Consider the following 23,187-nt stretch of genomic DNA (forward strand, 5'->3'; position numbering starts at 1 on the left):
CCGCTTCTTGGGGGCTTGCCGGAAATCGCCGCGGCGGCCCTCAGGCCTGCTCCAGTTCCACCAGGGTGCCGTTGAAGTCCTTGGGGTGCAGGAACAGGACCGGCTTGCCGTGGGCGCCCGTCTTCGGCTCGCCGCTGCCCAGCACACGCGCACCGGCGGCCTTCAGTTGGTCGCGGGCGACGATGATGTCGTCCACCTCGTAGCAGATGTGATGGATGCCGCCGTCCGGATTGCGCTCCAGGAATTTGGCGATGGGCGAGTCGGCACCGAGCGGTTCCAGGAACTCGATCTTGGTGTTGGGAAGGGTGACGAACACCGTGGTCACCCCATGCTCGTGCTGCGGCACGGCGGCCGAGACATCCGCCCCAAGGGTATCACGATAGAGAGCGGCAGCGGCGGAGATGTCCCGCACCGCAATGGCCACGTGGTTCAGCCGTCCGATCATGTCTTCCTCCGCTCGTCACCCGATCCATAGCGCAAGCGACACCGGTGCGGAACACGCCGGAGGTCGCAGGCCGCTCACACCTCCAGGATGTGGACGTGGCAGACCGGCTTCTTCCCCCAGACGGCATTCACCGCGCTCCGCACCGCCCGCTCCAGCGATTCCGCGAGGGCGTCGGGATCGCGGCGGCGGGCCTTCGGCAGGTGGTCGAGAGTCGCCACCACCGTGTCGAGCACATGGTCGAGCATGTCGATGCCGCCCTCCCCGCGCTCGGGAACACCGGTGATCTCCACCGACGGGTCGCCGGCGAGGCCGCCCTGCCGGTCCACGGCCACCGCCACCGAGATCGCGCCCACGAAGCTGAGCTTGCGCCGCTCGGGAATGGCGCGCCCGCCATCCGGCAGCAGCAGACGCCCATCCTTGAAGAGACGCCCGAACGGCACGTCGTCCACCCGCTCGGCCGGCCCGGGCGCGAGGCGAATGACGTTGCCGTCATAGCAGGTGACCACCTCCGGCACCCCCAGGCTGCGCGCCAGCTTGGCATGCTCATGCAGGTGCAGCGCCTCGCCGTGCACGGGAACCGCCACCTGCGGCCGCACCAGGCGATACATCTGTTCCATCTCGCCCCGCCGGGGATGGCCGGACACATGGACGAGGGCAGAGCGGTCGGTCAGCACCTCCACGCCTCGCTTGATGAGGGCGTTGACGATGTGGTTCACCACCTTCTCGTTGCCGGGAATGGTGCGCGAGGAGAAGACCACGAGGTCGCCGGGCGAGAGCGCGATCTCCGGATGGTCGTCGTCGGCGATGCGGCGCAGGGCCGCGCGCGGCTCGCCCTGGCTGCCGGTGAGGATCGCCACGACCTTGTCCCGGGGCAGGAAGCCATAGGCCTCCGCCGTGCGAAAGGCGCGGATGCCGTCCAGCAGCCCCTGCTCGCGGGCGACCCCGATCACCCGCTCCAGGGCGCGCCCCACCACCACCACCTCGCGGCCATTGGCGTAGGCGGCCTCGGCAATGCCGCGGATCCGCGCCACGTTGGACGAGAAGGTGGTGAAGGCGACGCGGTGCTTTGTCTTGCCGATGATCTCCGTCAGCGAGGCGCAGACGTCCGCCTCGGAGGGGGAGACGCCGTCGCGGATCGCGTTGGTGGAATCGCAGATCATGGCCCGCACGCCCTCGTCGCCCAGCGCCGCGAGGCGGGCGACGTCCGTGGGCTCGCCCACGAGCGGGGTCGGATCGAGCTTCCAGTCGCCGGTGTGCAGCACCAGCCCGGCCGACGTGCGGATGGCGATGGCGTGACTGTCCGGGATCGAATGGGCAACCGGAATGAACTCCACCGAGAACGGCCCGATATTCAGGGGCTGTCGAGAGCGCACCACCGTCACGGGAAGCTCGGAGGGCGCGCCGGGCTCGCCGGCCCGCTTGGCTTCCAGCAGGCCGGCGGTGAAGCGGGTCGTGTAGATGGGGCATTTGAGGCGGGGCCACAGGTCCAGCACCGCGCCGATATGATCCTCATGACCATGCGTCAGCACGAGGCCGGCGATGTGCTTGCGCTCGGCCTCTAGGAAGCGGATGTCGGGCAGCACAAGGTCGACACCGGGCGCCTCCTCGCCGGCGAAGCTCATGCCGAGGTCCACGATGAGCCAGGTGCGGGCCTTCCTCGGTCCGAAGCCGTAAAGGCCGAGATTCATGCCGATCTCGCCCACCCCGCCCAGGGGTGCGAAGACCAGTTCGTCGCTTGCAGCCATCAATCGATCACTTCCAGGAACGGCGCCGGGCCCACGCGAAAGACGGCAGCGGGCCGGCAAAGGAAATATGGGCAATCCCGCCGGCCGGCAGTCATGGCCGGCCGCGGGGGAAAAGCACGGGCATCCGCATCATGCGGTCCGGGCACGGCTTTGCAACCCTCGAACCGGCCTCAGTCCGGGAGGGAGAGGGACACGTCGCCGGCGGTGATGATTTCCGCAACCCCGTCGCGGCGGCGCAGCATCATGGCACCGCGGGCGTCGATGTTCTCGAACCGCCCCACCACCTCGCGCGTGCCGATCTTCACGCTCACCTGGTCACCCATGCCCAGGGCATGGCGCATCCAGTCGGAGCGGATGGCGGGGAAGCCGGCACCGGCATTCCACTGGTTCAGGCGCACCGCCATGGCGAGGTCGAGGGCCTCCAGCAGCCGGTCCGGCGCGGTGGGCGCGCCGTTGGCCTCCAGGCTGGTGGCCTTGTAGGGGAGCTCGTCCGGATGGTGCAGGCAGTTCACGCCGAAGCCGATGACAACGGCCGGCTTGCCGGAGGCGTCCGATCCGCCCTCCACCAATATGCCCGCCAGCTTGCCGCCGTCGAGCAGCAGGTCGTTGGGCCATTTCAGCTTCAGCATGTCGCCGGAGATCTGCGGCGCCGCCGACAGCACGGCGTCGCGCAGGGCGAGCCCGGCCACGAAGCAGAGCTGGGCGAGGTGTGCCACCGGCGCCGGATTGGGCAGCACCAGGGTCGCGAACAGGTTGCCGAGCTCCGACGTCCACGGCCGCCCCCGCCGCCCCCGCCCGGCCGTCTGGATGTCGGCGACGAGCCAGACCGGCAGCGTCTCGCCACGCTGCAGGCGCGCAAGCCCCTCGGCGTTGGTGGAGCCGATCTGCGTGAAACGGATGATGGGAACCGTGGAACCCTGGAATTCGTAATGAGCCATCGTTCAGAAGAGCGACCTGGCAGCGGCACCCGCCGCCTCGATGAGAGGAGCGGGATAGACGAAATAGAAGATGGTGAAAAGCCCGCTGACCGCGAGGACCGCCTTCAGCTCCGTCGGCATGGGATCGAAGGCATCCGCCGGCTCGTCGAAATACATGATCTTGACGACGCGCAGGTAGTAGAAGGCGCCTACCACCGACGCGAGCACGCCCACCACGGCGAGGCCGTAGAGGCCGGCCTGGATCGCCGCCACGAACACGTAGTATTTGGCGAGGAAGCCGGCGAGCGGCGGAATGCCGGCGAGGGAGAACATGAGCGCGCCCAGCATCAGCGCCATCAGCGGATTGCGGCTGGCGAGGCCCGCGAGGTCCTCGATGGTCTCCACCGCCTGGCCCTTGCGGCGCATGGTGAGCACGCAGGCGAAGGTGCCAAGGGTCATCATCACGTAGATGGCCATGTAGACCAGCACGCCGCGCACCCCTTCGCTCGTCCCGGCGGCAAGGCCCACCAGGGCAAAGCCCATGTGGCCGATGGAGGAATAGGCGAGCAGCCGCTTGATGTTGCGCTGGCCGATGGCGGCGAAGGCGCCGAGCACCATGGAGGCGAGCGAGACGAAGGCGACGATCTGCTGCCACTGGTGCGTCACGTGCGGGAAGGCCTCGATCACCACGCGGACGAAGATGGCCATGGCCGCCACCTTCGGCGCCGTGGCGAAGAAGGCGGTGACCGGCGTGGGCGAGCCCTCGTAGACGTCCGGCGTCCACATGTGGAACGGCACCGCCGACACCTTGAAGCACATGCCAGCCAGCAGGAACACGAGGCCGAACACCAGCCCGATGGAGGGCTCCTTCACCACCGAGGCGATGGTGAGGAAATTTACCGAGCCGGTGAAGCCGTAGATCAGCGAGGCGCCGTAGAGCAGCATGCCGGACGAGAGCGAGCCCAGCACGAAGTATTTCAGGCCAGCTTCCGTGGACCGCACCGAGTCGCGGTTGATGGCGGCGACGACGTAGAGCGGCAGGCTCATCAGCTCGAGGCCGAGATAGAGCGCGATCAGGTCACCCGCCGACACCAGCATGAACATGCCGAGGGTGGCGATGACGAGGAGCACGGCATACTCGAACTTGGCCTGCTTCTCCCGGGCCTGCCAGTCCACCGACATGATGAGCGACACCACGGCGCCGAGCACCGCCAGCAGCTTCATGTACCGGCCGAAGCTGTCGATGACGAGGGATCCGTTGAAGGCCGTGACCTCCACCGAAGGCGCAAGCAGCACCAGCACGCCGGTGGCGGCCAGCACCGCGATGGCGAGGCCGGTGACGAAGTTCGCCGCCCCCTCGCCGCGGAACGCGCCGATGAGGATCAGCACGATCGCCGAGACGGCGAGCACCAGTTCCGGCAGGACCGCGCCGATGGGAGGCAGGAGCTGCGACATGAGGCGACCTCGAAATCTAAAAGCTCAGCAGCAGGGCGGTCTTCACCGCTCCGGCCACCTGGTCGGTGCGCGCGACGACCGCGTTCACCGCATGGGAAGTCATGTTGAGGATGGGCGCGGGCCAGACGCCGAACAGGATGGTGATGACCACCAGCGGCACCATGATCACCACCTCCCGCGGCGAGAGGTCCATCATGGTCTTCAGCTTTTCCTTCTCCAGCGGGCCGAAGATGACCCGCAGGTAGAGCCACAGCGCATAGCCGGCCGAGAGGATCACTCCGGTCGCCGCGAAGAAGGCGATCCAGGTGTTGCGCTCGAAGGCGGCGAGCATGGTCAGGAACTCGCCGACGAAGCCCGAGGTGCCCGGCAGGCCTACGTTGGCCATGGTGAACACCATGAGCACGGTGGCGTAGAGCGGCATGCGGTGCACAAGGCCGCCATAGGCCGCGATCTCGCGGGTGTGCAGGCGATCATAGATCACGCCCACGCACAGGAACAGCGCGCCGGAGACAAAGCCGTGGGAGATCATGAGGAACATGGCCCCCTGCAGGCCCTGCTCGTTCATGGCGAAGATGCCCATGGTCACGAAGCCCATGTGGGCAATGGACGAATAGGCGATGAGCTTCTTGATGTCCTCCTGCACCAGCGCCACCAGCGAGGTGTAGATGATGGCGATGACGGACAGGGTGAACACCATCGGCGCGAAATAGTGGCTCGCCTCCGGGAACATGGGCAGCGAGAAGCGCAGGAAGCCGTAACCGCCCATCTTCAGCAGCACGCCGGCGAGGATGACGGAGCCGGCGGTGGGCGCCTCCACGTGGGCATCGGGCAGCCAGGTGTGCACCGGCCACATGGGCATCTTCACCGCGAACGAGGCGAAGAAGGCCAGCCACAGCCAGAACTGCATGCCGGACGGGAAGCCGTGGGTCAGCAGGACCGGAATGTCGGTGGTGCCGGACTGCCAGTACATAGCCATGATGGCGAGCATCATCAGCACGGAGCCGGCGAGGGTGTAGAGGAAGAACTTGAAGGCCGCGTAGATGCGCCGCGGCCCGCCCCACACGCCGATGATGAGGAACATCGGGATGAGGCCGCCCTCGAAGAAGAAGTAGAAGAGGACGAGATCGAGCGCGGTGAAGGTGCCGAGCATCATGGTCTCGAGCACCAGGAACGCGATCATGTACTCCTTCACCCGCTTATGCACGCTCTCCCAGGAGGCGAGGATGCAGAAGGGCATGAGGAAGGTGGTGAGGATCACGAACGGCAGCGAGATGCCGTCGACGCCCATGTGGTAGGCGGCGATCTCGCCGAGCCAGGGCTTCTTCTCCACGAACTGGAAGCCCTTGGCGGCCGCATCGAAGCCCGGCAGCAGCAGCAGCGACACCACGAAGGTGACGAGCGTCGTCCACAGCGCCACCCAGCGGGCGTTGCGGGCCGAGACCTCGTCGTCGCCCCGCACCACAAGGATGAACAGCGCGCCGATGAGCGGCAGGAAGGTGACGACGGAGAGGATGGGCCAGTCGGTCATCGTCACACTCCGGCGAACATGAACCAGGTGATGAGGGCCGCGACGCCGATGAGCATCACGAATGCATAGTGGTAGAGGTAGCCGGTCTGCAGCCGCACCACCCCGCGCGTCACGTCGAGCACGCGGGCGGACACGCCGTCCGGACCGAAGCCGTCGATGATGGTGCCGTCACCGCGCTTCCACAGGACCCGGCCGATCCACAAAGCGGGCTTGACGAAGATGAAGTTGTACAGCTCGTCGAAGTACCACTTGTTCAGCAGGAACTGGTAGAGCGCGTCCTGCGACTTGGCCAGCGCCGCGGGCACGGTGCGGTCCACGATGTAGAACCAGTAGGCGAAGAGCGCGCCGATCACCATCATCAGGGTCGGCATGTATTTCGCCCAGAGCGGGATCTCATGCATCTCGTGCAGGATGTGGTTCTCCGCCCCCATGAAGATGGAGTTGCGGAAGAAGTGGTGCACGCCCTCGCCCACGAACACGTTGTAGAGCGCGAAGCCGGCGATCACCGAGCCCACCGCCAGCACGCCCAGCGGGATCGTCATCACCTTCGGCGATTCATGCGCCGCCTCGTAATGGTGATGATCGTGCGGATGGCCGTGGAAGGTGAGGAAGATCAGGCGCCACGAATAGAAGGAGGTGAGCGCCGCCGCACCGACCGTCATCACCCACCCGTAGAGCGCGAAATAATTGTGCGCGGCCCAGGCCGACTCGATGATGGCGTCCTTGGAATAATAGCCCGCCAGGAAGGGGAAGCCGGTGATCGCCAGCGTGCCGATCAGCATCATCCCGTAGGTGAAGGGGATCTTCTTCCAGAGCCCCCCCATGTGCCGCATGTCCTGCTCGTGGTGCATCGCGTTGATGACCGAGCCGGCGCACAGGAACAAAAGAGCCTTGAAGCAGGCATGCGTCACGAGGTGGAACACGCCGATGGAATAGGCTCCCGCCCCCATGGCGACGAACATGTAGCCGAGTTGGGAGCAGGTGGAATAGGCGATCACCTTCTTGATGTCGTTCTGCACCAGCGCGATGGTCGCGGCGAACATGGCCGTGGTGGCGCCGATGAGCATCACCACGTTGAGCGCGGTCTGCGACAGCTCGAAGATGGGCGACATGCGCGCCACCATGAACACGCCGGCGGTGACCATGGTCGCGGCGTGGATGAGGGCGGACACCGGGGTCGGCCCCTCCATGGCGTCCGGCAGCCAGGTGTGCAGCAGGAACTGCGCCGACTTGCCCATGGCGCCGATGAACAGCAGGAGCGCGATGACCGTGGGCGCATCCCAGTGGTGGCCGAGGAACGGAATGGTCTTGCCGGCGAGCGAGGGCGCCGCCGCGAACACCTGCTCGAAGGCGACCGAATTGGTCATCACGAACACGGCGAAGATGCCCAGCATGAAGCCGAAGTCACCCACGCGGTTCACCACGAAGGCCTTCATGGCCGCGGCGTTCGCCGAGGGCTTCTCGTACCAGAAGCCGATGAGCAGGTAGGAGGCGAGGCCCACGCCTTCCCAGCCGAAGAACAGCTGGAGCAGGTTGTCCGCCGTCACCAGCATCAGCATGGCGAAGGTGAACAGGGACAGGTAGGCGAAGAAGCGCGGCCGGCACGGATCCTCGTGCATGTAGCCGATGGAATAAAGATGCACGAGCGAGGACACGGTGGTGACCACGATCAGCATGATCGCGGTCATGGTGTCGATGCGCAGCGCCCAGTCGATCTTGAGGTCGCCCACATAGATCCACTGCATCACCTGCACGCGCGCGTCGTGGCCGGAGAAGCCCACGTCGATGAAGGCGATCCAGGACAGCAGGCACGCGATGAAGAGCAGCGAGGTGGTCACCACCTCGCTTGCCCGCGTGCCGATGGTGCGGCCGAACAGGCCGGCGACGAGGAAGCCGAGAAGGGGGAGGAAGACGATCGCCTGATACATGGCCTCAGCCCTTCATGGCGTTGATGTCCTCGACGGCGATCGAACCGCGGTTGCGGTAGAACACCACGAGGATGGCGAGGCCGATGGCCGCCTCGGCCGCCGCGACGGTGAGGACGAGCAGCGCGAACACCTGGCCTGTCAGGTTCCCGAGGAAGGCGGAGAACGAGACGAGGTTGATGTTCACGGCGAGCAGGATCAGCTCCACCGACATGAGGATGACGATCACGTTCTTCCGGTTGAGGAAGATGCCGAGCGTCCCGAGCGTGAACAGGATCGCCGCGACGGTGAGATAGTGGGAGAGACCGATTTCCATGTCCGCCCCCCTCAAAGGCCCTGGCCGGGGCGCACCTTGACCACGTCCATCGCGGTCTTGGCGGTGCGCGCCACCTGGGCGGAGATGTTCTGGCGCTTCACGTTCACCTTGTGGCGGAGCGTGAGCACGATGGCGCCGATCATGGCGACGAGCAGCACGAAGCCCGCCGCCTGGAAGAAGTAGATGTAATCCGTGTAGAGCACCCGCCCGATGGCGGTGATGTTCGTCACGCCCGCGACCGAGGGCGGCACGGCCTTGACCGCCGAGGCGACGCCCGGCCCGGTCGCCCAGGCTCCCACCACCAGCACCAGCTCGGCGAGGAAGATGAGGCCCACCACGATGCCCACCGGCAGGTATTGCAGGAAGCCCTGGCGCAGCTCGACGAAATCCACGTCGAGCATCATCACGACGAAGAGGAAGAGCACCGCCACCGCGCCCACATAGACCACCACCAGGATCAGGGCGAGGAACTCCGCGCCGATCAGGATGAAGAGGCCCGCCGCGTTCACGAAGGCGAGGATGAGGAACAGCACCGACTGCACCGGATTGCGCGACGAGATCACCATGAAGGCGGACGCCACCAGCACGAAGGCGAAGAGATAGAAAAACGCTGCCGCGACGCTCATGCGCGAAGCCCCCCTCCCCGCGGCGCGCCCGCGCCGGTCATGTCCGGCCCCTTATGGCGGCCGGTCGATCGAATGCCTTGACGCATGCCAAAAGTCCACTGTCCCGACGCCGCGCCTCGGGCGACCTGCCCCGGCGCGGCGTCCTGCCGATCCCTCACGCCGGCCTGCGCCGGCAACCCCTAAAGCGCGCTCAGCGGTACGGAGCGTCGAGCGCGATGGAGCGCGCGATCTCGCGCTCCCACCGGTCGCCGTTCGCGAGCAGCTTTTCCTTGTCGTAGTAGAGTTCCTCACGCGTCTCGGTGGCGAACTCGAAGTTCGGCCCCTCGACGATGGCATCCACCGGGCAGGCCTCCTGGCAGAAGCCGCAATAGATGCACTTCACCATGTCGATATCGTAGCGCGTGGTGCGGCGGGTGCCGTCGTTGCGCCGCGGGCCGGCCTCGATGGTGATGGCCTGCGCCGGGCAGATGGCCTCGCACAGCTTGCAGGCGATGCAGCGCTCTTCGCCATTGGGATAGCGGCGCAGGGCGTGCTCGCCGCGGAAGCGCGGGGAGAGCGGCCCCTTCTCGAAGGGATAGTTCAGGGTCGCCTTGGGCTTGAAGAAATAGCGCATGGCGAGGAAGAAGCCCGAGACGAGCTCCGTGAGGAACAGGGCGCGCGCGGCCTGATCGAGCTTCATGTGCGCTCTCCCGGAAGGCGGTGCGGAATGTGGGCGAAGGCGGTCATTTCGGCGCCAGCCCGGTGAAGTGCAGGAACGCCGCCACCACCACCACGGCAAACAGCGAGATCGGCAGGAACACCTTCCAGCCGAGCCGCATGAGCTGGTCGTAGCGATAGCGCGGCACCATGGCCTTGGCCATGGCGAAGAGGAAGAACATGAAGCACAGCTTGATGACGAACCACACCAGCCCCGGCACCCAGGTGAAGGGCGGGAACGGCAGCGGCGAGAGCCAGCCGCCGAGGAACAGGATGGTCCCCATGGCGCACATGGTCATGATGGCCACGTACTCGCCCAGCATGAACAGCAAATAGGGGGTCGAGCCATATTCGGTCATGAACCCCGCCACCAGCTCCGATTCGGCCTCCACGAGGTCGAAGGGCGGGCGGTTCGTCTCGGCCAGGGCCGAGATGAAGAAGATGACGAACATGGGCAGGAGCGGCAGGAAGTACCAGTTCAGCAGGCCGAACCGGCCGTTCTGCGCCTCGACGATGGCGCTGAGGTTCAGCGAGCCGGCGCACATCAGCACGGTGATGATGACGAAGCCGATGGAGACCTCGTAGGACACCATCTGCGCCGCCGAGCGCAGGGAGGCGAGGAACGGGTATTTCGAGTTCGAGGCCCACCCGCCCATGATGATGCCGTACACGCCCAGCGACGAGATGGCGAAGATGTAGAGGCCGCCCATGTTGAGGTCGGCGATCACCCACCCGTCGGCGATGGGCACCACCGCCCACGCGGCGAGGGCAAGCACGCAGGTGACCAGCGGCGCCAGGAGGAAGATCGCCTTGTTGGCCCCCGCCGGGATGGTGGGCTCCTTCAGCACGAACTTCAGCAGATCGGCGAACGACTGGAACAGGCCGAAGGGACCAACCACGTTCGGGCCGCGCCGCAGCTGCACCGCCGCCCAGATCTTGCGGTCGGCCAGCAGGATGAAGGCGATGAAGACCAGCAGCGCCACCAGCAGCGCAAGGCTCTGCCCGAGGATGATCAGCACGTGGATAAGGGTATCCTGCCAGTTCATGTCCTTGATCCCGTGCCGGCTTCAGCCATTCCGTTCACCCACGCCATCGCCCTACTCCGCCGCTTCCGCCGCCGCCGCGAGGCGCAGCGCGGAGCATTCGGCCATCACCGCGGAGGCGCGGGCGATGGGGTTGGTGAAGAAGAAGTCCTCGATCGGCGGCACGAACGCCGCCTTGTCCACGGCGCCGCCCTTCTGCGCCAGCGTCGCCACCGCCGCCGGGTCGGCTGCCGCCACCTCGTCCACATGGCCGAGATGGGGATAGGCAGCGACGAGCTGGGCGCGCAGGGCCAGCACGTTGTCGAAAGGCAGGGTCTGGCCCAGCACGTCCGAGAGGGCCCGCAGGATCGCCCAGTCCTCGCGCGCCTCGCCGGGCGGGAAAGCGGCGCGGTTGGCGAACTGCACCCGGCCTTCGGTGTTCACGTAGAGGCCGGACTTCTCCGGATACGCCGCGCCGGGCAGGATCACGTCCGCCCGGTGGGCGCCCTTGTCGCCATGGGTGCCGAGATAGACCACGAAGGCGCCGGGGGCGACTTCCACCTCGTCGGCGCCGAGCAGGAAGGCCACGTCGAGGCCACCGGGGCCACCATGGCCGCCACGCCCAGCCCGCCCTCGCCCGGCACCGCGCCCACGTCCAGCGCGCCGACGCGGGCGGCTGCGGTGTGGAGCACCGCGAAGCCGTTCCAGCCGTCCTTCACCGCGCCCACCGCCACCGCGACCCGCGCGGCGAGGGAGAGCACAGCCGCGCCGTCCGCGCGCGTCAGCGCGCCCTGGCCGACGATGATGACCGGCCGCTCGGCCTTGCGCAGCACCTCGCCAAAGGCGGAGGAACCGGCGAGGTCGGACAGGCTGTCCGGACCCGCGCCGAGATACTCATAGGGATAGGTGAGGTCCACCTTGGCGCCGATCAGGCCGATCTTCAGCCCGCCCTGCCGCCAGCGCTTGCGGATGCGCGCATTGAGAACGGACGCCTCGTGCCGCGGATCGGTGCCCACGAAGAGGACGGCGTCCGCCTGATCAATGCCGGCGATGGTGGGATTGAACACGTAGGTCGCGCGGCCCAGCGAGGGGGCGAGGGCCGCCCCGTCCTGACGGCAGTCGATGTTGGCCGAGCCGATCTTGCCGAGGAGCGCCTTGACCGCGAACACCTCCTCGACGCTGGCCAGGTCGCCGATGATGGCGCCCACCTTGTTCGGCGCGGCCCCCTTCACCTTGGCGGCGATGGCGGAAAATGCCTCGGTCCAGGAGGCGGGCACGAGGCGACCGTCCTTGCGCACATAGGGCCGGTCGAGGCGCTGGGTCTTCAGGCCGTCCCACACATAGCGGGACTTGTCGGAGATCCACTCCTCGTTCACCAGGTCGTTGTTGCGCGGCAGGATGCGCATGACCTCGCGGCCGCGGGTGTCGATGCGAATATTGGAGCCCACCGCATCCATGACATCGATGGACTCGGTCTTGATCAGCTCCCACGGCCGGGCATGGAACTGGTAGGGCTTGTGGGTGAGCGCGCCTACAGGGCACAGGTCCGCCACGTTGCCCTGCATCTCCGAGCGCATGGCGTGCTCGAGATAGGTGGTGATCTCCATGTCCTCGCCGCGGCCGATGGCGCCCAGGTCCGGCACGCCGGCCACTTCCGTGGAGAAGCGCACGCAGCGGGTGCACTGGATGCACCGATTCATGGAGGTCTTGACCAGCGGGCCGATATATTTGTCTTCCACCGCCCGCTTGTTCTCGGCGAAGCGCGAGGTGTCCGCGCCATAGGCCATGGCCTGGTCCTGCAGGTCGCACTCGCCGCCCTGGTCGCAGATGGGGCAGTCGAGCGGGTGGTTGATGAGCAGGAACTCCATCACCCCTTCGCGCGCCTTCTTCACCATGGGGCTCTTGGTGAGCACCACGGGCGGCTCGCCATTGGGGCCGGGGCGCAGGTCCTTCACCGCCATGGCGCAGGAGGCAGTGGGCTTGGGCGGGCCGCCCTTCACTTCCACCAGGCACATGCGGCAGTTGCCGGCGATGGACAGCCGCTCATGGAAGCAGAAGCGCGGAATCTCGACGCCCGCCGCCTCGCACGCCTGGAGCAGCGTGTATTCGGCCGGGACATCGACTTCTGTGCCGTCGACGACGATCTTAGCCATCCGCTTACTTCCCCGAACAACTTTCGACCAGGACCACGGCGAGAAGCGCCACAGCCCAGATGCTTCGGACCCACACCAGCGACCGCCCCTTCTTGGAGTGGAAGATCCACCCGAAGGCCAGCGCCAGCAGAGCGAAAGGCGCCATGACGAACATCGCCGTCCGGACCGCCATCCCGTCTTGAACCAGCCAGGCGAAGCCCCCGGCAGCGAAAACAATGCCGCCTAAGGTCACCCACAGCCCCATCCGCTCCCACTGTTCCGGCGTCGGTGCCGGAGGTGGAGGCACATAAGGCTCCATTTCCTACTCCGCCGCCACCGCAACCGGGTCCGGATGCGGGTTGGCGGCATACTGGTCGATGCGCGCTTCGATCACGTGGCGATAGTGCCGGATCAGCCCCTGCACCGGCCACGCCGCGGCATCGCCGAGCGCGCAGATGGTGTGGCCCTCGATCTGGGTCGTCACCTCCAGCAGCATGTCGATCTCGCGCTTCTGGGCGCGGCCCTCGGCCATGCGGTTGACCACGCGCCACATCCAGCCGGTGCCCTCGCGGCACGGCGTGCACTGGCCGCAGCTCTCATGCTTGAAGAAGGCGGAGATGCGGGCGATGGCCTTGATGATGTCGGTGGACTTGTCCATCACCAGCACGCCGGCCGTGCCGAAGCTCGACTTCACCGCGCGGGTGCCGTCGAAGTCCATGATGAGGTCTTCGCACTGCTCCGCCGGGATCACCGGGCAGGAGGCGCCGCCGGGAATGATGCCGAGCAAATTGTCCCAGCCGCCGCGCACGCCGCCGCCATGCTTGTCCACGAGCTCCCGGAAGGGAATGCTCATGGCCTCTTCCACCACGCACGGCGTGTTCACGTGGCCGGCGAGGGAGAACAGCTTGGTGCCCACGTTGTTCGGCCGGCCGATGGCGGAGAACCACGCCGCCCCGCGCCGCAGGATGGATGGGGCGACCGCGATGCTCTCCACGTTGTTCACCGTGGTGGGACAGCCGTAGAGGCCCATGTTCGCCGGGAAGGGCGGCTTCAGCCGCGGCATGCCCTTCTTGCCTTCCAGGCTCTCCAGCAGCGCCGTCTCCTCGCCGCAGATATAGGCGCCGGCGCCGTGGTGCACGTAGAGGTCGAAGGGGTAGTCGTGGATGTTGTCCTTGCCGATGAGGCGGGCCTCATAGGCCTGATCGACCGCCGCCTGCAGGCGCTCGCGCTCGAAGATGTACTCACCGCGCACATAGATGTAGGCCGCATGTGCGCCCATGGCGAAGGAGGCGATCAGGCAGCCCTCGATCAGCGTGTGCGGATCGTTGCGCATGATCTCCCGGTCCTTGCAGGTGCCGGGCTCGGATTCGTCGGCGTTCACCACCAGATAATGGGGGCGGCCATCGGACTGCTTGGGCATGAAGGACCACTTCATGCCGGTGGAGAAGCCGGCGCCGCCGCGGCCGCGCAGGCCGGAGGCCTTCATCTCGTTGATGATCCAGTCGCGGCCCTTCTCCAGGATGGCCTTGGTGCCGTCCCAGTTGCCGCGCCGGAGGGCGCCCTTGAGGCCGAAGTCCTGGAGGCCATAGAGGTTGGTGAAGATGCGGTCCTTGTCGGCGAGCATGTCTCTCACTCCTCCGGATCGCGGACGCCGGTGCCGGTCTTGAGCGGCTCGCGCTCCGAACCGGTGACGGACGGGCTGGACGCCTGGGCCTCGGCCGCCACCGCCTCGCGCTTCTCGCGGGTATCGGCGCCGTCGGCGGCCTTCTCCTGCTTGGCCGCGGCGGCGCCGGTGGGGTCGGCCGGGCTTTCCTCCGCCGCACGCGGGCGGCCGGCGGAGAGAAGGTCCGGGGTTTCGGTGCCACCTCCGCCGGCGGCGGGAATGCTGGTGGTGAAGGCGTACAGCGCCGGGTCGGTCAGCACGCGCGCGCCGCCCTCGGGCTCCGAGCCATGGCGCGTGTTCTGCGGGCCGACCTTCACCGGGCGGCCGGCCACGAGGTCATCGAGCAGCTTCTCGAAATTCTCGGGCGTCAGGTCTTCGTAATAATCGTCGTTGATCTGCACCATGGGCGCGTTGGTGCAGGCGCCGAGGCACTCCACCTCCAGCCAGGACAGCTGGCCATCCGCGCTTACATGGCGCTCGTGGCCGATCTTCTTCTTGCAAACGTCGCGGATCTCCTCCGCGCCACGCAGCATGCAGGGCGTCGTGCCGCAGAGCTGGACGAAATACTTCCCCACCGGCTCAAGATTGAACATGGTGTAGAAGGTGGCGACCTCCAGCACGCGGATGTGCGCCATGCCGAGCCGGTCCGCCACCGCGCGGATGGCGGGTTCGGGAAGCCAGCCGCCAGCCGCCTTCTGGGCTTCCCAGAGCAGCGGCACCACGGCTGAGGCCTGGCGGCCTTCCGGATATTTCGCGATCAGCTTCTGCGCGATGGCTTCCAGCTCCGGCGTGAAGCCGAAGCTCTCGGGCTGCTCTACGGCAAGGCGGCGGACGGACATGGGTCAGATCCCGGAACGAGCCGCGCGCGGAGCGCACGCCGGCATCGGGCGAAGGGAGAGGAGAAGGCGGACCATCAACGATCCACCTCCCCGAACACGATGTCGAGCGAGCCCAGCACCGCCGACACGTCGGCGAGCATGTGGCCGCGGCAGAGGAAATCCATGGCCTGAAGATGGGCGAAGCCCGGCGCGCGGATCTTGCAGCGATACGGCCTGTTGGTGCCGTCGGAGACGAGATAGACGCCGAACTCGCCCTTGGGCGCCTCGACGGCCGCATACACGTCGCCGGCCGGCACGTGGAAGCCCTCGGTATAAAGCTTGAAGTGGTGGATGAGCGCTTCCATGGAGCGCTTCATCTCGCCCCGCTTGGGCGGCACGATCTTGTTGTCCGTGGTGGAGACCGGCCCCGCCTCTTTCAGCAGACGCTCCACGCACTGCTTCATGATCTTGGTGGACTGGCGCATCTCTTCCATGCGCACCACGTAGCGGTCGTAGCAGTCGCCGTGCTTGCCGATCGGGATGTCGAAATCGAGCTCGGAATAGCACTCGTAAGGCTGGGCGCGGCGCAGGTCCCACGCGGCGCCGGAACCGCGCACCATCACGCCCGAGAAGCCCCAGGCCAGCGCGTCCTCCAGCGACACCACGCCGATGTCGACGGTGCGCTGCTTGAAGATGCGGTTCTCGGTGACGAGGCCGTCGAGGTCGTCCAGCAGCTTCAGGAACGGATCGCAGAAGGCGCCGATGTCCTCCACCAGCGCCCGCGGCAGGTCCTGATGCACGCCACCGGGACGGAAATAGGCCGCGTGCATGCGGCTGCCGGAGGCGCGCTCATAGAAGATCATGAGCTTCTCGCGCTCCTCGAACCCCCAAAGCGGCGGGGTGAGCGCGCCCACGTCCATGGCGAAGGTGGTCACGTTGAGCAGGTGCGACAGCAGGCGCCCGATCTCGGAATAGAGCACGCGGATGAGCTGGCCGCGCCGGGGCACCTCGATGCCCAGGAGCTTCTCCACCGAGAGGCAGAAGGCGTGCTCCTGGTTCATGGGCGCGCAATAGTCGAGCCGGTCGAAATACGGCACCGCCTGAAGATAGGTCTTGGCCTCGATCAGCTTCTCGGTGCCGCGGTGCAGGAGGCCGATGTGCGGGTCGACCCGCTCCACGACCTCGCCGTTCAGCTCCAGCACCAGGCGCAGCACGCCATGCGCCGCCGGATGCTGGGGGCCGAAATTGATCTGGAAGTTGCGGACTTTCTCGTCCGGCTTCATCTCGTCGGCGATATCAACCATAAGGCGCTCCCTCAGCCGGCCTTGGGGGGCACGGGCGGCTGGCCCGAGGCCTTCTCGTCACCGGGAAGGACGTATTCCACGCCCTCCCACGGGGAGAGGAAGTCGAAGTTGCGGAATTCCTGCGGCAGGCGCACCGGCTCGTAGACCACGCGCTTCAGCTCGTCGTCGTAGCGCACTTCGACGAAGCCGGTGGTCGGGAAGTCCTTGCGCAGGGGGTGCCCGTCGAAGCCGTAGTCGGTGAGCAGGCGGCGCAGCTCCGGATGCCCGGTGAACAGGATGCCGTACATGTCGTAGGCTTCCCGCTCGAACCAGTTGGCGCCGGGGAAGACCGAGCAGATGGAGGGCACCGGCGTGTCCTCGTCCGTCTCCACCTTCAGCCGGATGCGGATGTTCTGCTTGAGCGACAGCAGGTGGTAGACCACGTCGAAGCGCTTCTCGCGCGCCGGATAGTCCACGCCGCATACGTCGACGATGCAATGGAACAGGCAGGCCGGATCGTCGCGCAGGAAGGTGGCGACCTTCACGATCTGCGTCGGCTCGATGGCCAGCGTCAGCTCGCCATGGGCGATCGTCGAGCCGAGCACCGCGCCGGCCAAAGCCGCCGATATGTGCGCCGCGAGGTCGTTCAGGGTCTCGTCCATCGGATGCTCCCGGCTCAGCGCTCGATGGTGCCGATGCGGCGGATCTTCTTCTGCAGCAGCAGCACGCCGTAGAGCAGCGCTTCCGCCGTGGGCGGGCAGCCCGGCACGTAGATGTCCACCGGCACGATGCGGTCGCAGCCGCGCACCACCGCGTAGGAGAAGTGGTAGTAGCCACCGCCGTTGGCGCAGGAACCCATGGAGATGACGTAGCGCGGCTCCGGCATCTGGTCGTAGACCTTGCGCAGGGCCGGCGCCATCTTGTTGGTGAGCGTGCCGGCGACGATCATCACGTCCGACTGGCGCGGCGAGGCGCGCGGTGCGAAGCCGAAGCGCTCCACGTCGTAGCGCGGCATGGAAACCTGCATCATCTCCACGGCGCAGCACGCGAGGCCGAATGTCATCCACATGAGCGAGCCGGTGCGCGCCCAGGTGATGAGGTCGTCCGCGGTGGTGAGGATGAAGCCCTTGTCCGCGAGCTCGGCATTGACCTCCTTGAAGAAGGGATCATCCGCGCCCACGGGGCGGCCGGTGGAGGGATCGACGATGCCCGTGGGGGCCTGTGCGATCTCGGGCTTGGTAGCCGAAGGGGTCAGTCCCATTCCAGAGCTCCCTTGCGCCATTCGTAGATGAAGCCGACGGTCAGCACGCCGAGGAAGATCATCATCGACCAGAAGCCCAGGTCGCCGAGGCTGCCGAACGTCACCGCCCAGGGGAACAGGAAGGCCACTTCCAGGTCGAAGATGATGAAGAGGATGGACACGAGATAGAAGCGCACGTCGAAGGTCATGCGCGCGTCATCGAACGCATTGAAGCCGCATTCGTAGGCCGACAGCTTCTCCGGATCGGGATTCTGATAGGCCACGAGGAAGGGTGATACGAGCAGCGCGAGCCCGATCACCAGCGACACGCCGATGAAAATCACCACCGGCAGATAATCCATGAGCAACGCGTTCATTCTGCTCGCACCTCGGGGCGCTGGATCGGGGCCATAAGCGGCGCAAACGGTCAAAGCGCGAGAATCGGGCGACGCGCTTGAAGCGTGACCGCGCCGTCCGGCTAGAGGAATTCGAAACGACGCCGCAGCCTTATCGCAGCGCCAGATAGGAGGCAAGTGCGCGGTTCGGCGTAGGCCACATCCCGGCACGGCCCCGCCCCGCACCACCGCTCACCGGCCCGGTCCGCTCCGCTGCGGTAACCGCCAAGCCGGAGGTTGGATCCGGCTATGGCGGGAGGCGTGAAGGAGCCGCATCCTTCAGGGCTGTGACACCGGTCCGGTTGGCGCCAGTCCGCTTCCCGCCTGCGTTTCCGGCCCCCATGCGACACAATGACATGCGCCGCCGGAAGAATGCCGCAGACGTGAAGGCGGCGCACCCGCAGAGCCGGCAGGCCGCGTCCACGACGGGCGAGTCGTGGACGCGGATCGCTCAGCGGCCGCGACCGCGCATCGGCATCGCCCGAGGGGCGAACGTGCGCGGCTGCGCGCTGCGGAACTGCGCGCCACCGGGCCGGAATTGCTGCGGCCGCACAACGGGCTTCATGCCCCCGCCATACCCGCCATAGGTGCGCGGGAGGCCGGGCTTCACCCCGCCATAGGCGCGCGGTGGCTTCTTGAACTGCTGCGCGCCGCCGGGGCGGTAGATCTGGCCGCCCGGCTTCGGCCTGAAGGCTGGATTGACGCCCGGCAGGAAGCCGTTGCCCGGCTTCGGCTGGAAACGGGGAATCGGCTTCGCGCCTCCGGGGAGACCCGGACCCGACGGGCGGCCACCCGGAGTGCCCGGCCCGAACTTGCCCGGTCCGGCCGGATTGAACTTGCCGGGCGCCGGCTTCCACGGCTGCATCCCGCCAGGACCAGGACCCGGATGAGGACCAGGACCAGGACCGGGACCGGGATGAGGACCAGGACCGGGACCGGGATGAGGACCAGGACCGGGACCAGGGTGAGGCCCAGGGCCGGGACCGGGACCTGGATGGGGACCGGGACCTGGATGGGGACCGGGGCCGGGCCAGGGGTGCGGTCCCGGCCAGGGACCGGGCCCCGGAGGCCGCGGGCCGGGGCCGGGCCACGGCGGGCGGGGCGGCGGGCGCCAGCCGGGATAACCCGGCCACACCGGCGGATAGACCCACCCCGGACCCCAGTTCCAGGAATTGTCCCAGGCGCTGCCCACCAGCACGCCGGCGCCGAAGCCCAGCAAGCCGACGCCGGCTGCGGTGTAGATGCTGTAGGGGTCGTATTGCGGCACATAGACCACGTCCGGATCGGCGGGCGTGATGTAGACCACGCTGCGCCCGCTCTCCTCCCGAGTGGTGACCACCTGCTTGTCGTTGCTCTTCAGCGCGCCGGCCGCCTCCGCCTTGGCGCGCAGGGTCTGGATGGCAACGGAGACGTCCTCGGGCTGATTCACGAACGCGATGCCGATATTGGCCGTGGCGTCGAGATCCTCGTTCAGCTTGGCGACGACGGTGGGGAAGCGCGCCATGGCCTTCACCGACGGATCCCACTTCTGGGCGTCGGCACCGGCGAAATTGCCCTTGCGCACGGCCGTCCTGTTGCGCTCGATCCAGCGCTGCGCCTGCACCAGCTCCAGCGGATAGGCGGTCGACGGCAGCATCTGCGCCAGCAGCGTATCGGGATAGAGCGCGTAGGGCGCGAGCATCTGCTCCAGCTGGGCCACCGTGAAGCCGGGCGGGCCGGAGGGTTGGCCGATCGCAGAAGGCGCGGGCGGGGCCGGAGGGGCGCCGGCATAGGGCGCCGGCGCGGTCGCGCCGGGCGGAGGAGCGGAGGACGGTGCAGCCTCCGCCCCCGCCGTCGGCGGGGCGGGCGGTGGCGGAACCGCCGCATTCGTGCCCGCAGCCGGCGGAGCCGATGGGGCGACGGCCGGTGCTGGACCGGCGGGGGGAAGCGGCGGGACCGCTTGGGATTCCTGCGCCGCCCCGGATGCCGGCGGCGTCTGCGCCAATGCCGGATAGAGGCTCGTGGTCCACCCGAAAACCAGAGCCACGGCGAGGCGCGACCACCCCGCGAACTCCTGGCGACGCCCGTGCAACGTCATGCGCCTCTCCGCAGTTCCCGCTCTGCCGTACCCGCACCCGGTGGCCCCGAGATGCCCCCGGCGGCACCCGCCTCGGCGCGACAATGCGCAATCGGAAAACGTCCGTCCATACGGGTCATCCACGCAGCGTCTCGCTCACCGCCGCCACCAGCTGCTTGAGCGAAAACGGCTTGGGCAGGAAGGAGAAGTGCTCGCTCGGCGGCAGGTTGCGGGCGAACGCCTCCTCGGCATAGCCCGAGATGAAGATGACCTTGAGCGCCGGGTCGCGCGCCCTGAGCGCCCGCAGCAGGGTCGGGCCGTCCATCTCCGGCATCACCACGTCGGAGATGACGAGGTCCACCTTGCCGGCGCGCTCCATCACCTCCAGTGCTTCCACGCCGCTCGCGGCGGAGAGGACCTCGTAGCCCCGGTTGGCCAGCGCGCGGCTGGCGAAGGCGCGCACCGCATCCTCGTCCTCCACCAGCAGCACGCGCCCGTGCCCGGTCAGGTCGGCGCCCTTCGCCTCCGCCGGATCCGCCGGGCGCGGCGTCTCCGCCTCCTCGATCACGCCTTCATGCCGGGGCAGGAACACACGGAAGATCGTGCCACGGCCCTGCTCGCTCTCCACCAGGATGGTGCCGCCCGTCTGCTCGACGATGCCGTAGACGGTGGAGAGGCCGAGGCCGGTGCCCTTGCCCACTTCCTTGGTGGAGAAAAACGGCTCGAAGATCTTGTCCTTGATCTCCGGCGGGATGCCGGTGCCGGTGTCGGCCACCTCCACCAGTACGTAATCCGCCTCCGGGAGGCGCTGGCCGAAGCCGGCGCACTCGGCCGCGGGGACGTTGGCCGTGCGCAGCGTGAGGATGCCGCCGTCCGGCATGGCGTCCCGCGCGTTCACCACCAGGTTGATGATGACCTGCTCGAACTGGTTGACGTCCACCTTCACCGGCCACAATTCCCGTGCGTGCTGCACCTCCAGCGTGATGCGCTCGCCGATGAGGCGGCGCAGGAGCTGCGTCACGTCGGAGATCACGTCGGTGAGCTCGATCACCTGCGGACGCAGGGTCTGGCGCCGCGAGAAGGCGAGCAGCTGCCGCACCAGGCCGGCGGCGCGGTTCGCGTTCTGCTTGATCTGCATGATGTCCGGGAAGGACGGGTCGCTCTGCCGGTGCTTGAGAAGCAGCAGGTCGCAATAGCCGATGATGGCGGTCAGCATGTTGTTGAAGTCGTGCGCCACCCCGCCCGCCAGATGGCCCACCGCCTGGAGCTTCTGCGATTCGGCGAACTGGGTCTCCAGCTGCTTCTGCTCGGTGGTGTCGATGGCGCACAGGGCGATCTCGCCACCCCCGGCCGATCCGAGCGCGGCGGCGTAGAGGCGGGCCGAGCGCCCGCTGCCGGCGGAGAGGATGACGTCGCACGGCGGCGGCGGTTCCGTCCCGGCACGGGCGCTGGCGAGCAGCTGGTCGGCACCGGCGGCATCCGTCACCAGTGCGGCCAGGGGCTGGCCCGCCGCATCGCCGAACAGCCGCGCAAAGGCGGCATTGGCCGCCCGCACGCGTCCTGTGCCATTCACCAGCGCCATGGCGAGGGGCGCCCGCTGGAAGAAGAGGTCGCCGTCGGCATCGATGCTGGCGGCCGGCTCTCCGGCGGGCAGCGCAGCGTGTACCGCATCGAGGGGGAGAACCACGGCCGTCGCGCCGGCGGCCGCGCCGGACGGGCCCGGGGCAAGCCGCATCAGCGCCGGCAGCGCCGTCCCGTCCCTCCGGGTGAGATCAAGGGTGAGAAGGCCGTTTCCCTTGCGGTCGCCCAACACCGCCCTCAGCCGGCCCAGATGCTCCGGCGCCACCACCTGCCGCAGGTCGAGCCCGTCCGGCCCCAGCTCCGCCAGCGGGTAGCCGAGAAGGCGGCACAAGGTGAGGTTCGGCGATACCAGGCGGTCGCCGGCGAGCCGCGCGATGCCTGCGGGCGCGTTCTCCCATGCCGCGATCAGTTCCGCCCCGGGCAGGGGCTCGGCTTCCGCAGCAGCAGGGCCAGCAGCGACCGGAGGAGCGGCGACGGGACCCTCGAGAACCGCATCCTCGGACAGCCGGACGGTCCACAGCACACGCCGCGGCGAGCCGAGGGGATGGACGGAAACCTCGAGCTGACGTCCGCGCTGCCCGGTGGCGAACGAAATGGCGCGCGCATGGACGGCGTTGCGCGCCACCGCTTCCAGCATCTCGGCCACCAGGCCCTGGCTGCCGGGAATGCGGGCGAGGAAGCGCTCGGGTGTCGGCGCATCCTGGGTACCGGCGCGGCACATACGCAGATAGGCGGTATTCGCCTCCGCCACGCGCTCGCCGTCCTCGACCACGGCCATGGCGTCTCCGGAGGCCGCCAGCGCGGCCGGTCCCAACACATCCTCCGGCTCCGCGCCCCCGAGGCTGCGGCGCATGGCGAGCACGAGCTCGAACCCGCCCGCAACGGCCAGGGCCGCCACCAGGGCCGAGAGAATCATCGAGGAGCTGTCGGCGAACACGAATGCAGCGGCAAAGCCGCCGGCGAGCGCCGCGAGCAGCACCGCCGCGCGCCCGGCGGGCAGCAGCCGGCCAGCGCGCCGTTTCACCCGGCCCTGAGGACCGCGTCCGCCGGGCCCGCGTCCGCCCGGCTCGCGTCCACCCTTGGCTTCACTCATGAGATCCCTGCCTCGCATCGCCGGCCGCGCCCGCGCCAATCGCGCACGCTGGTCCCGGCAGATTCGCCTGCGACTTAAATCCTGCCATGATTATCAACAAAACCTTAGGCCCTGAGGATTAGGATGGTTGGGTCCTGTGGCCCGTCCGCTGCGGCGAACGGGAATGGGTGACGCAAGGTCAGCTCGACGTGTGTCGAGCCGGCATGTGGGACCCTGGAGGTTTTCGGGTAAAGTGTGGATGTTCTGTCCTC

Annotated in this window: 19 protein-coding genes and 1 pseudogene; all 20 read right to left on the minus strand. The window is 67.8% G+C overall.

Going from position 1 to position 23,187, the window contains the following annotated elements:
- Window positions 1–40 precede the first annotated feature (40 nt).
- The 20 genes and pseudogenes from mce to EZH22_RS23885 all read right to left on the minus strand — a co-directional run bounded on the left by mce (window position 41) and on the right by EZH22_RS23885 (window position 22,936).
- Window positions 41–445: a methylmalonyl-CoA epimerase gene (mce, locus tag EZH22_RS23790; protein WP_203192859.1), complete on the minus strand. Its 405-nt coding sequence runs from the start codon at window positions 443–445 to the stop codon at window positions 41–43.
- 74 nt (window positions 446–519) lie between these two features.
- The gene (locus EZH22_RS23795) at window positions 520–2,190 is read right to left on the minus strand and encodes a ribonuclease J (protein WP_203192860.1); all 1,671 of its coding nucleotides are present in this window, start codon (window positions 2,188–2,190) and stop codon (window positions 520–522) included.
- A gap of 170 nt (window positions 2,191–2,360) precedes the next feature.
- Complete coding sequence (locus EZH22_RS23800; RefSeq protein ID WP_203192861.1) at window positions 2,361–3,128, minus strand: biotin--[acetyl-CoA-carboxylase] ligase; 768 nt, start codon at window positions 3,126–3,128, stop codon at window positions 2,361–2,363.
- A gap of 3 nt (window positions 3,129–3,131) precedes the next feature.
- Entirely contained in the window at window positions 3,132–4,562 is a 1,431-nt protein-coding gene (gene nuoN / locus EZH22_RS23805) for an NADH-quinone oxidoreductase subunit NuoN (RefSeq protein ID WP_203192862.1), read from the minus strand.
- A 16-nt stretch (window positions 4,563–4,578) separates the two neighbouring features.
- Complete coding sequence (locus tag EZH22_RS23810) at window positions 4,579–6,090, minus strand: NADH-quinone oxidoreductase subunit M (protein ID WP_203192863.1); 1,512 nt, start codon at window positions 6,088–6,090, stop codon at window positions 4,579–4,581.
- 2 nt (window positions 6,091–6,092) lie between these two features.
- Window positions 6,093–8,018, minus strand: coding sequence for an NADH-quinone oxidoreductase subunit L (gene nuoL / locus EZH22_RS23815; RefSeq protein WP_203192864.1), 1,926 nt, complete (start codon window positions 8,016–8,018; stop codon window positions 6,093–6,095).
- Window positions 8,019–8,022: 4 nt separating this feature from the next.
- Entirely contained in the window at window positions 8,023–8,331 is a 309-nt protein-coding gene (gene nuoK / locus EZH22_RS23820; protein ID WP_203192865.1) for an NADH-quinone oxidoreductase subunit NuoK, read from the minus strand.
- 11 nt (window positions 8,332–8,342) lie between these two features.
- Complete coding sequence (locus EZH22_RS23825) at window positions 8,343–8,957, minus strand: NADH-quinone oxidoreductase subunit J (RefSeq protein WP_203192866.1); 615 nt, start codon at window positions 8,955–8,957, stop codon at window positions 8,343–8,345.
- A gap of 190 nt (window positions 8,958–9,147) precedes the next feature.
- On the minus strand, window positions 9,148–9,636 hold the full coding sequence (gene nuoI / locus EZH22_RS23830) for an NADH-quinone oxidoreductase subunit NuoI (RefSeq protein WP_203192867.1): 489 nt from the start codon (window positions 9,634–9,636) through the stop codon (window positions 9,148–9,150).
- 43 nt (window positions 9,637–9,679) lie between these two features.
- On the minus strand, window positions 9,680–10,699 hold the full coding sequence (gene nuoH, locus EZH22_RS23835) for an NADH-quinone oxidoreductase subunit NuoH (protein ID WP_203192868.1): 1,020 nt from the start codon (window positions 10,697–10,699) through the stop codon (window positions 9,680–9,682).
- A 51-nt stretch (window positions 10,700–10,750) separates the two neighbouring features.
- Window positions 10,751–12,828 (minus strand): annotated as a pseudogene (gene nuoG / locus EZH22_RS23840) (NADH-quinone oxidoreductase subunit NuoG).
- A 4-nt stretch (window positions 12,829–12,832) separates the two neighbouring features.
- A complete protein-coding gene (locus tag EZH22_RS23845; RefSeq protein ID WP_203192869.1) occupies window positions 12,833–13,126 on the minus strand; it encodes a hypothetical protein in 294 nt (97 codons plus the stop codon).
- A gap of 3 nt (window positions 13,127–13,129) precedes the next feature.
- Window positions 13,130–14,431: an NADH-quinone oxidoreductase subunit NuoF gene (nuoF, locus tag EZH22_RS23850; RefSeq protein WP_203192870.1), complete on the minus strand. Its 1,302-nt coding sequence runs from the start codon at window positions 14,429–14,431 to the stop codon at window positions 13,130–13,132.
- 5 nt (window positions 14,432–14,436) lie between these two features.
- The gene (gene nuoE / locus EZH22_RS23855) at window positions 14,437–15,309 is read right to left on the minus strand and encodes an NADH-quinone oxidoreductase subunit NuoE (RefSeq protein WP_231711122.1); all 873 of its coding nucleotides are present in this window, start codon (window positions 15,307–15,309) and stop codon (window positions 14,437–14,439) included.
- A gap of 74 nt (window positions 15,310–15,383) precedes the next feature.
- Window positions 15,384–16,571 (minus strand): NADH-quinone oxidoreductase subunit D, encoded by a 1,188-nt coding sequence (locus EZH22_RS23860; protein WP_203196728.1) that lies wholly within the window; start codon window positions 16,569–16,571, stop codon window positions 15,384–15,386.
- Window positions 16,572–16,603: 32 nt separating this feature from the next.
- Window positions 16,604–17,233: an NADH-quinone oxidoreductase subunit C gene (locus EZH22_RS23865; protein ID WP_203192871.1), complete on the minus strand. Its 630-nt coding sequence runs from the start codon at window positions 17,231–17,233 to the stop codon at window positions 16,604–16,606.
- A 14-nt stretch (window positions 17,234–17,247) separates the two neighbouring features.
- Window positions 17,248–17,832 (minus strand): NuoB/complex I 20 kDa subunit family protein, encoded by a 585-nt coding sequence (locus tag EZH22_RS23870; RefSeq protein ID WP_203192872.1) that lies wholly within the window; start codon window positions 17,830–17,832, stop codon window positions 17,248–17,250.
- Window positions 17,823–18,188, minus strand: a complete 366-nt coding sequence (locus EZH22_RS23875; RefSeq protein WP_203192873.1) for an NADH-quinone oxidoreductase subunit A — start codon at window positions 18,186–18,188, stop codon at window positions 17,823–17,825. The genes EZH22_RS23870 and EZH22_RS23875 overlap by 10 nt, the downstream gene beginning before the upstream one ends.
- Window positions 18,189–18,657: 469 nt before the next feature.
- A complete protein-coding gene (locus EZH22_RS23880; RefSeq protein WP_203192874.1) occupies window positions 18,658–20,283 on the minus strand; it encodes a DUF3300 domain-containing protein in 1,626 nt (541 codons plus the stop codon).
- A 115-nt stretch (window positions 20,284–20,398) separates the two neighbouring features.
- Window positions 20,399–22,936 carry a hybrid sensor histidine kinase/response regulator gene (locus EZH22_RS23885; RefSeq protein ID WP_231711123.1) on the minus strand — a complete coding sequence of 846 codons (2,538 nt, stop codon included), beginning with the start codon at window positions 22,934–22,936 and terminating at the stop codon, window positions 20,399–20,401.
- Window positions 22,937–23,187: the final 251 nt, after the last annotated feature.

This window comes from Xanthobacter dioxanivorans (genome assembly GCF_016807805.1).
GTDB lineage: Bacteria > Pseudomonadota > Alphaproteobacteria > Rhizobiales > Xanthobacteraceae > Xanthobacter > Xanthobacter dioxanivorans.

What these genes read in the sequence shown, in the direction of transcription:
- nuoE (WP_231711122.1), bottom strand. Translation starts at nt 15,309, where the DNA reads ATGTCCGTCCGCCGCCTTGCCGTAGAGCAGCCCGAGAGCTTCGGCTTC.
- mce (WP_203192859.1), bottom strand. Translation starts at nt 445, where the DNA reads ATGATCGGACGGCTGAACCACGTGGCCATTGCGGTGCGGGACATCTCC.
- nuoK (WP_203192865.1), bottom strand. Translation starts at nt 8,331, where the DNA reads ATGGAAATCGGTCTCTCCCACTATCTCACCGTCGCGGCGATCCTGTTC.
- EZH22_RS23885 (WP_231711123.1), bottom strand. Translation starts at nt 22,936, where the DNA reads ATGAGTGAAGCCAAGGGTGGACGCGAGCCGGGCGGACGCGGGCCCGGC.
- nuoF (WP_203192870.1), bottom strand. Translation starts at nt 14,431, where the DNA reads ATGCTCGCCGACAAGGACCGCATCTTCACCAACCTCTATGGCCTCCAG.
- nuoH (WP_203192868.1), bottom strand. Translation starts at nt 10,699, where the DNA reads ATGAACTGGCAGGATACCCTTATCCACGTGCTGATCATCCTCGGGCAG.
- nuoI (WP_203192867.1), bottom strand. Translation starts at nt 9,636, where the DNA reads ATGAAGCTCGATCAGGCCGCGCGCGCCCTGTTCCTCACGGAGCTCGTC.
- EZH22_RS23880 (WP_203192874.1), bottom strand. Translation starts at nt 20,283, where the DNA reads ATGACGTTGCACGGGCGTCGCCAGGAGTTCGCGGGGTGGTCGCGCCTC.
- EZH22_RS23825 (WP_203192866.1), bottom strand. Translation starts at nt 8,957, where the DNA reads ATGAGCGTCGCGGCAGCGTTTTTCTATCTCTTCGCCTTCGTGCTGGTG.
- EZH22_RS23865 (WP_203192871.1), bottom strand. Translation starts at nt 17,233, where the DNA reads ATGGACGAGACCCTGAACGACCTCGCGGCGCACATATCGGCGGCTTTG.
- EZH22_RS23845 (WP_203192869.1), bottom strand. Translation starts at nt 13,126, where the DNA reads ATGGAGCCTTATGTGCCTCCACCTCCGGCACCGACGCCGGAACAGTGG.
- EZH22_RS23870 (WP_203192872.1), bottom strand. Translation starts at nt 17,832, where the DNA reads ATGGGACTGACCCCTTCGGCTACCAAGCCCGAGATCGCACAGGCCCCC.
- EZH22_RS23860 (WP_203196728.1), bottom strand. Translation starts at nt 16,571, where the DNA reads ATGAAGCCGGACGAGAAAGTCCGCAACTTCCAGATCAATTTCGGCCCC.
- EZH22_RS23800 (WP_203192861.1), bottom strand. Translation starts at nt 3,128, where the DNA reads ATGGCTCATTACGAATTCCAGGGTTCCACGGTTCCCATCATCCGTTTC.
- EZH22_RS23875 (WP_203192873.1), bottom strand. Translation starts at nt 18,188, where the DNA reads ATGAACGCGTTGCTCATGGATTATCTGCCGGTGGTGATTTTCATCGGC.
- EZH22_RS23795 (WP_203192860.1), bottom strand. Translation starts at nt 2,190, where the DNA reads ATGGCTGCAAGCGACGAACTGGTCTTCGCACCCCTGGGCGGGGTGGGC.
- nuoL (WP_203192864.1), bottom strand. Translation starts at nt 8,018, where the DNA reads ATGTATCAGGCGATCGTCTTCCTCCCCCTTCTCGGCTTCCTCGTCGCC.
- EZH22_RS23810 (WP_203192863.1), bottom strand. Translation starts at nt 6,090, where the DNA reads ATGACCGACTGGCCCATCCTCTCCGTCGTCACCTTCCTGCCGCTCATC.
- nuoN (WP_203192862.1), bottom strand. Translation starts at nt 4,562, where the DNA reads ATGTCGCAGCTCCTGCCTCCCATCGGCGCGGTCCTGCCGGAACTGGTG.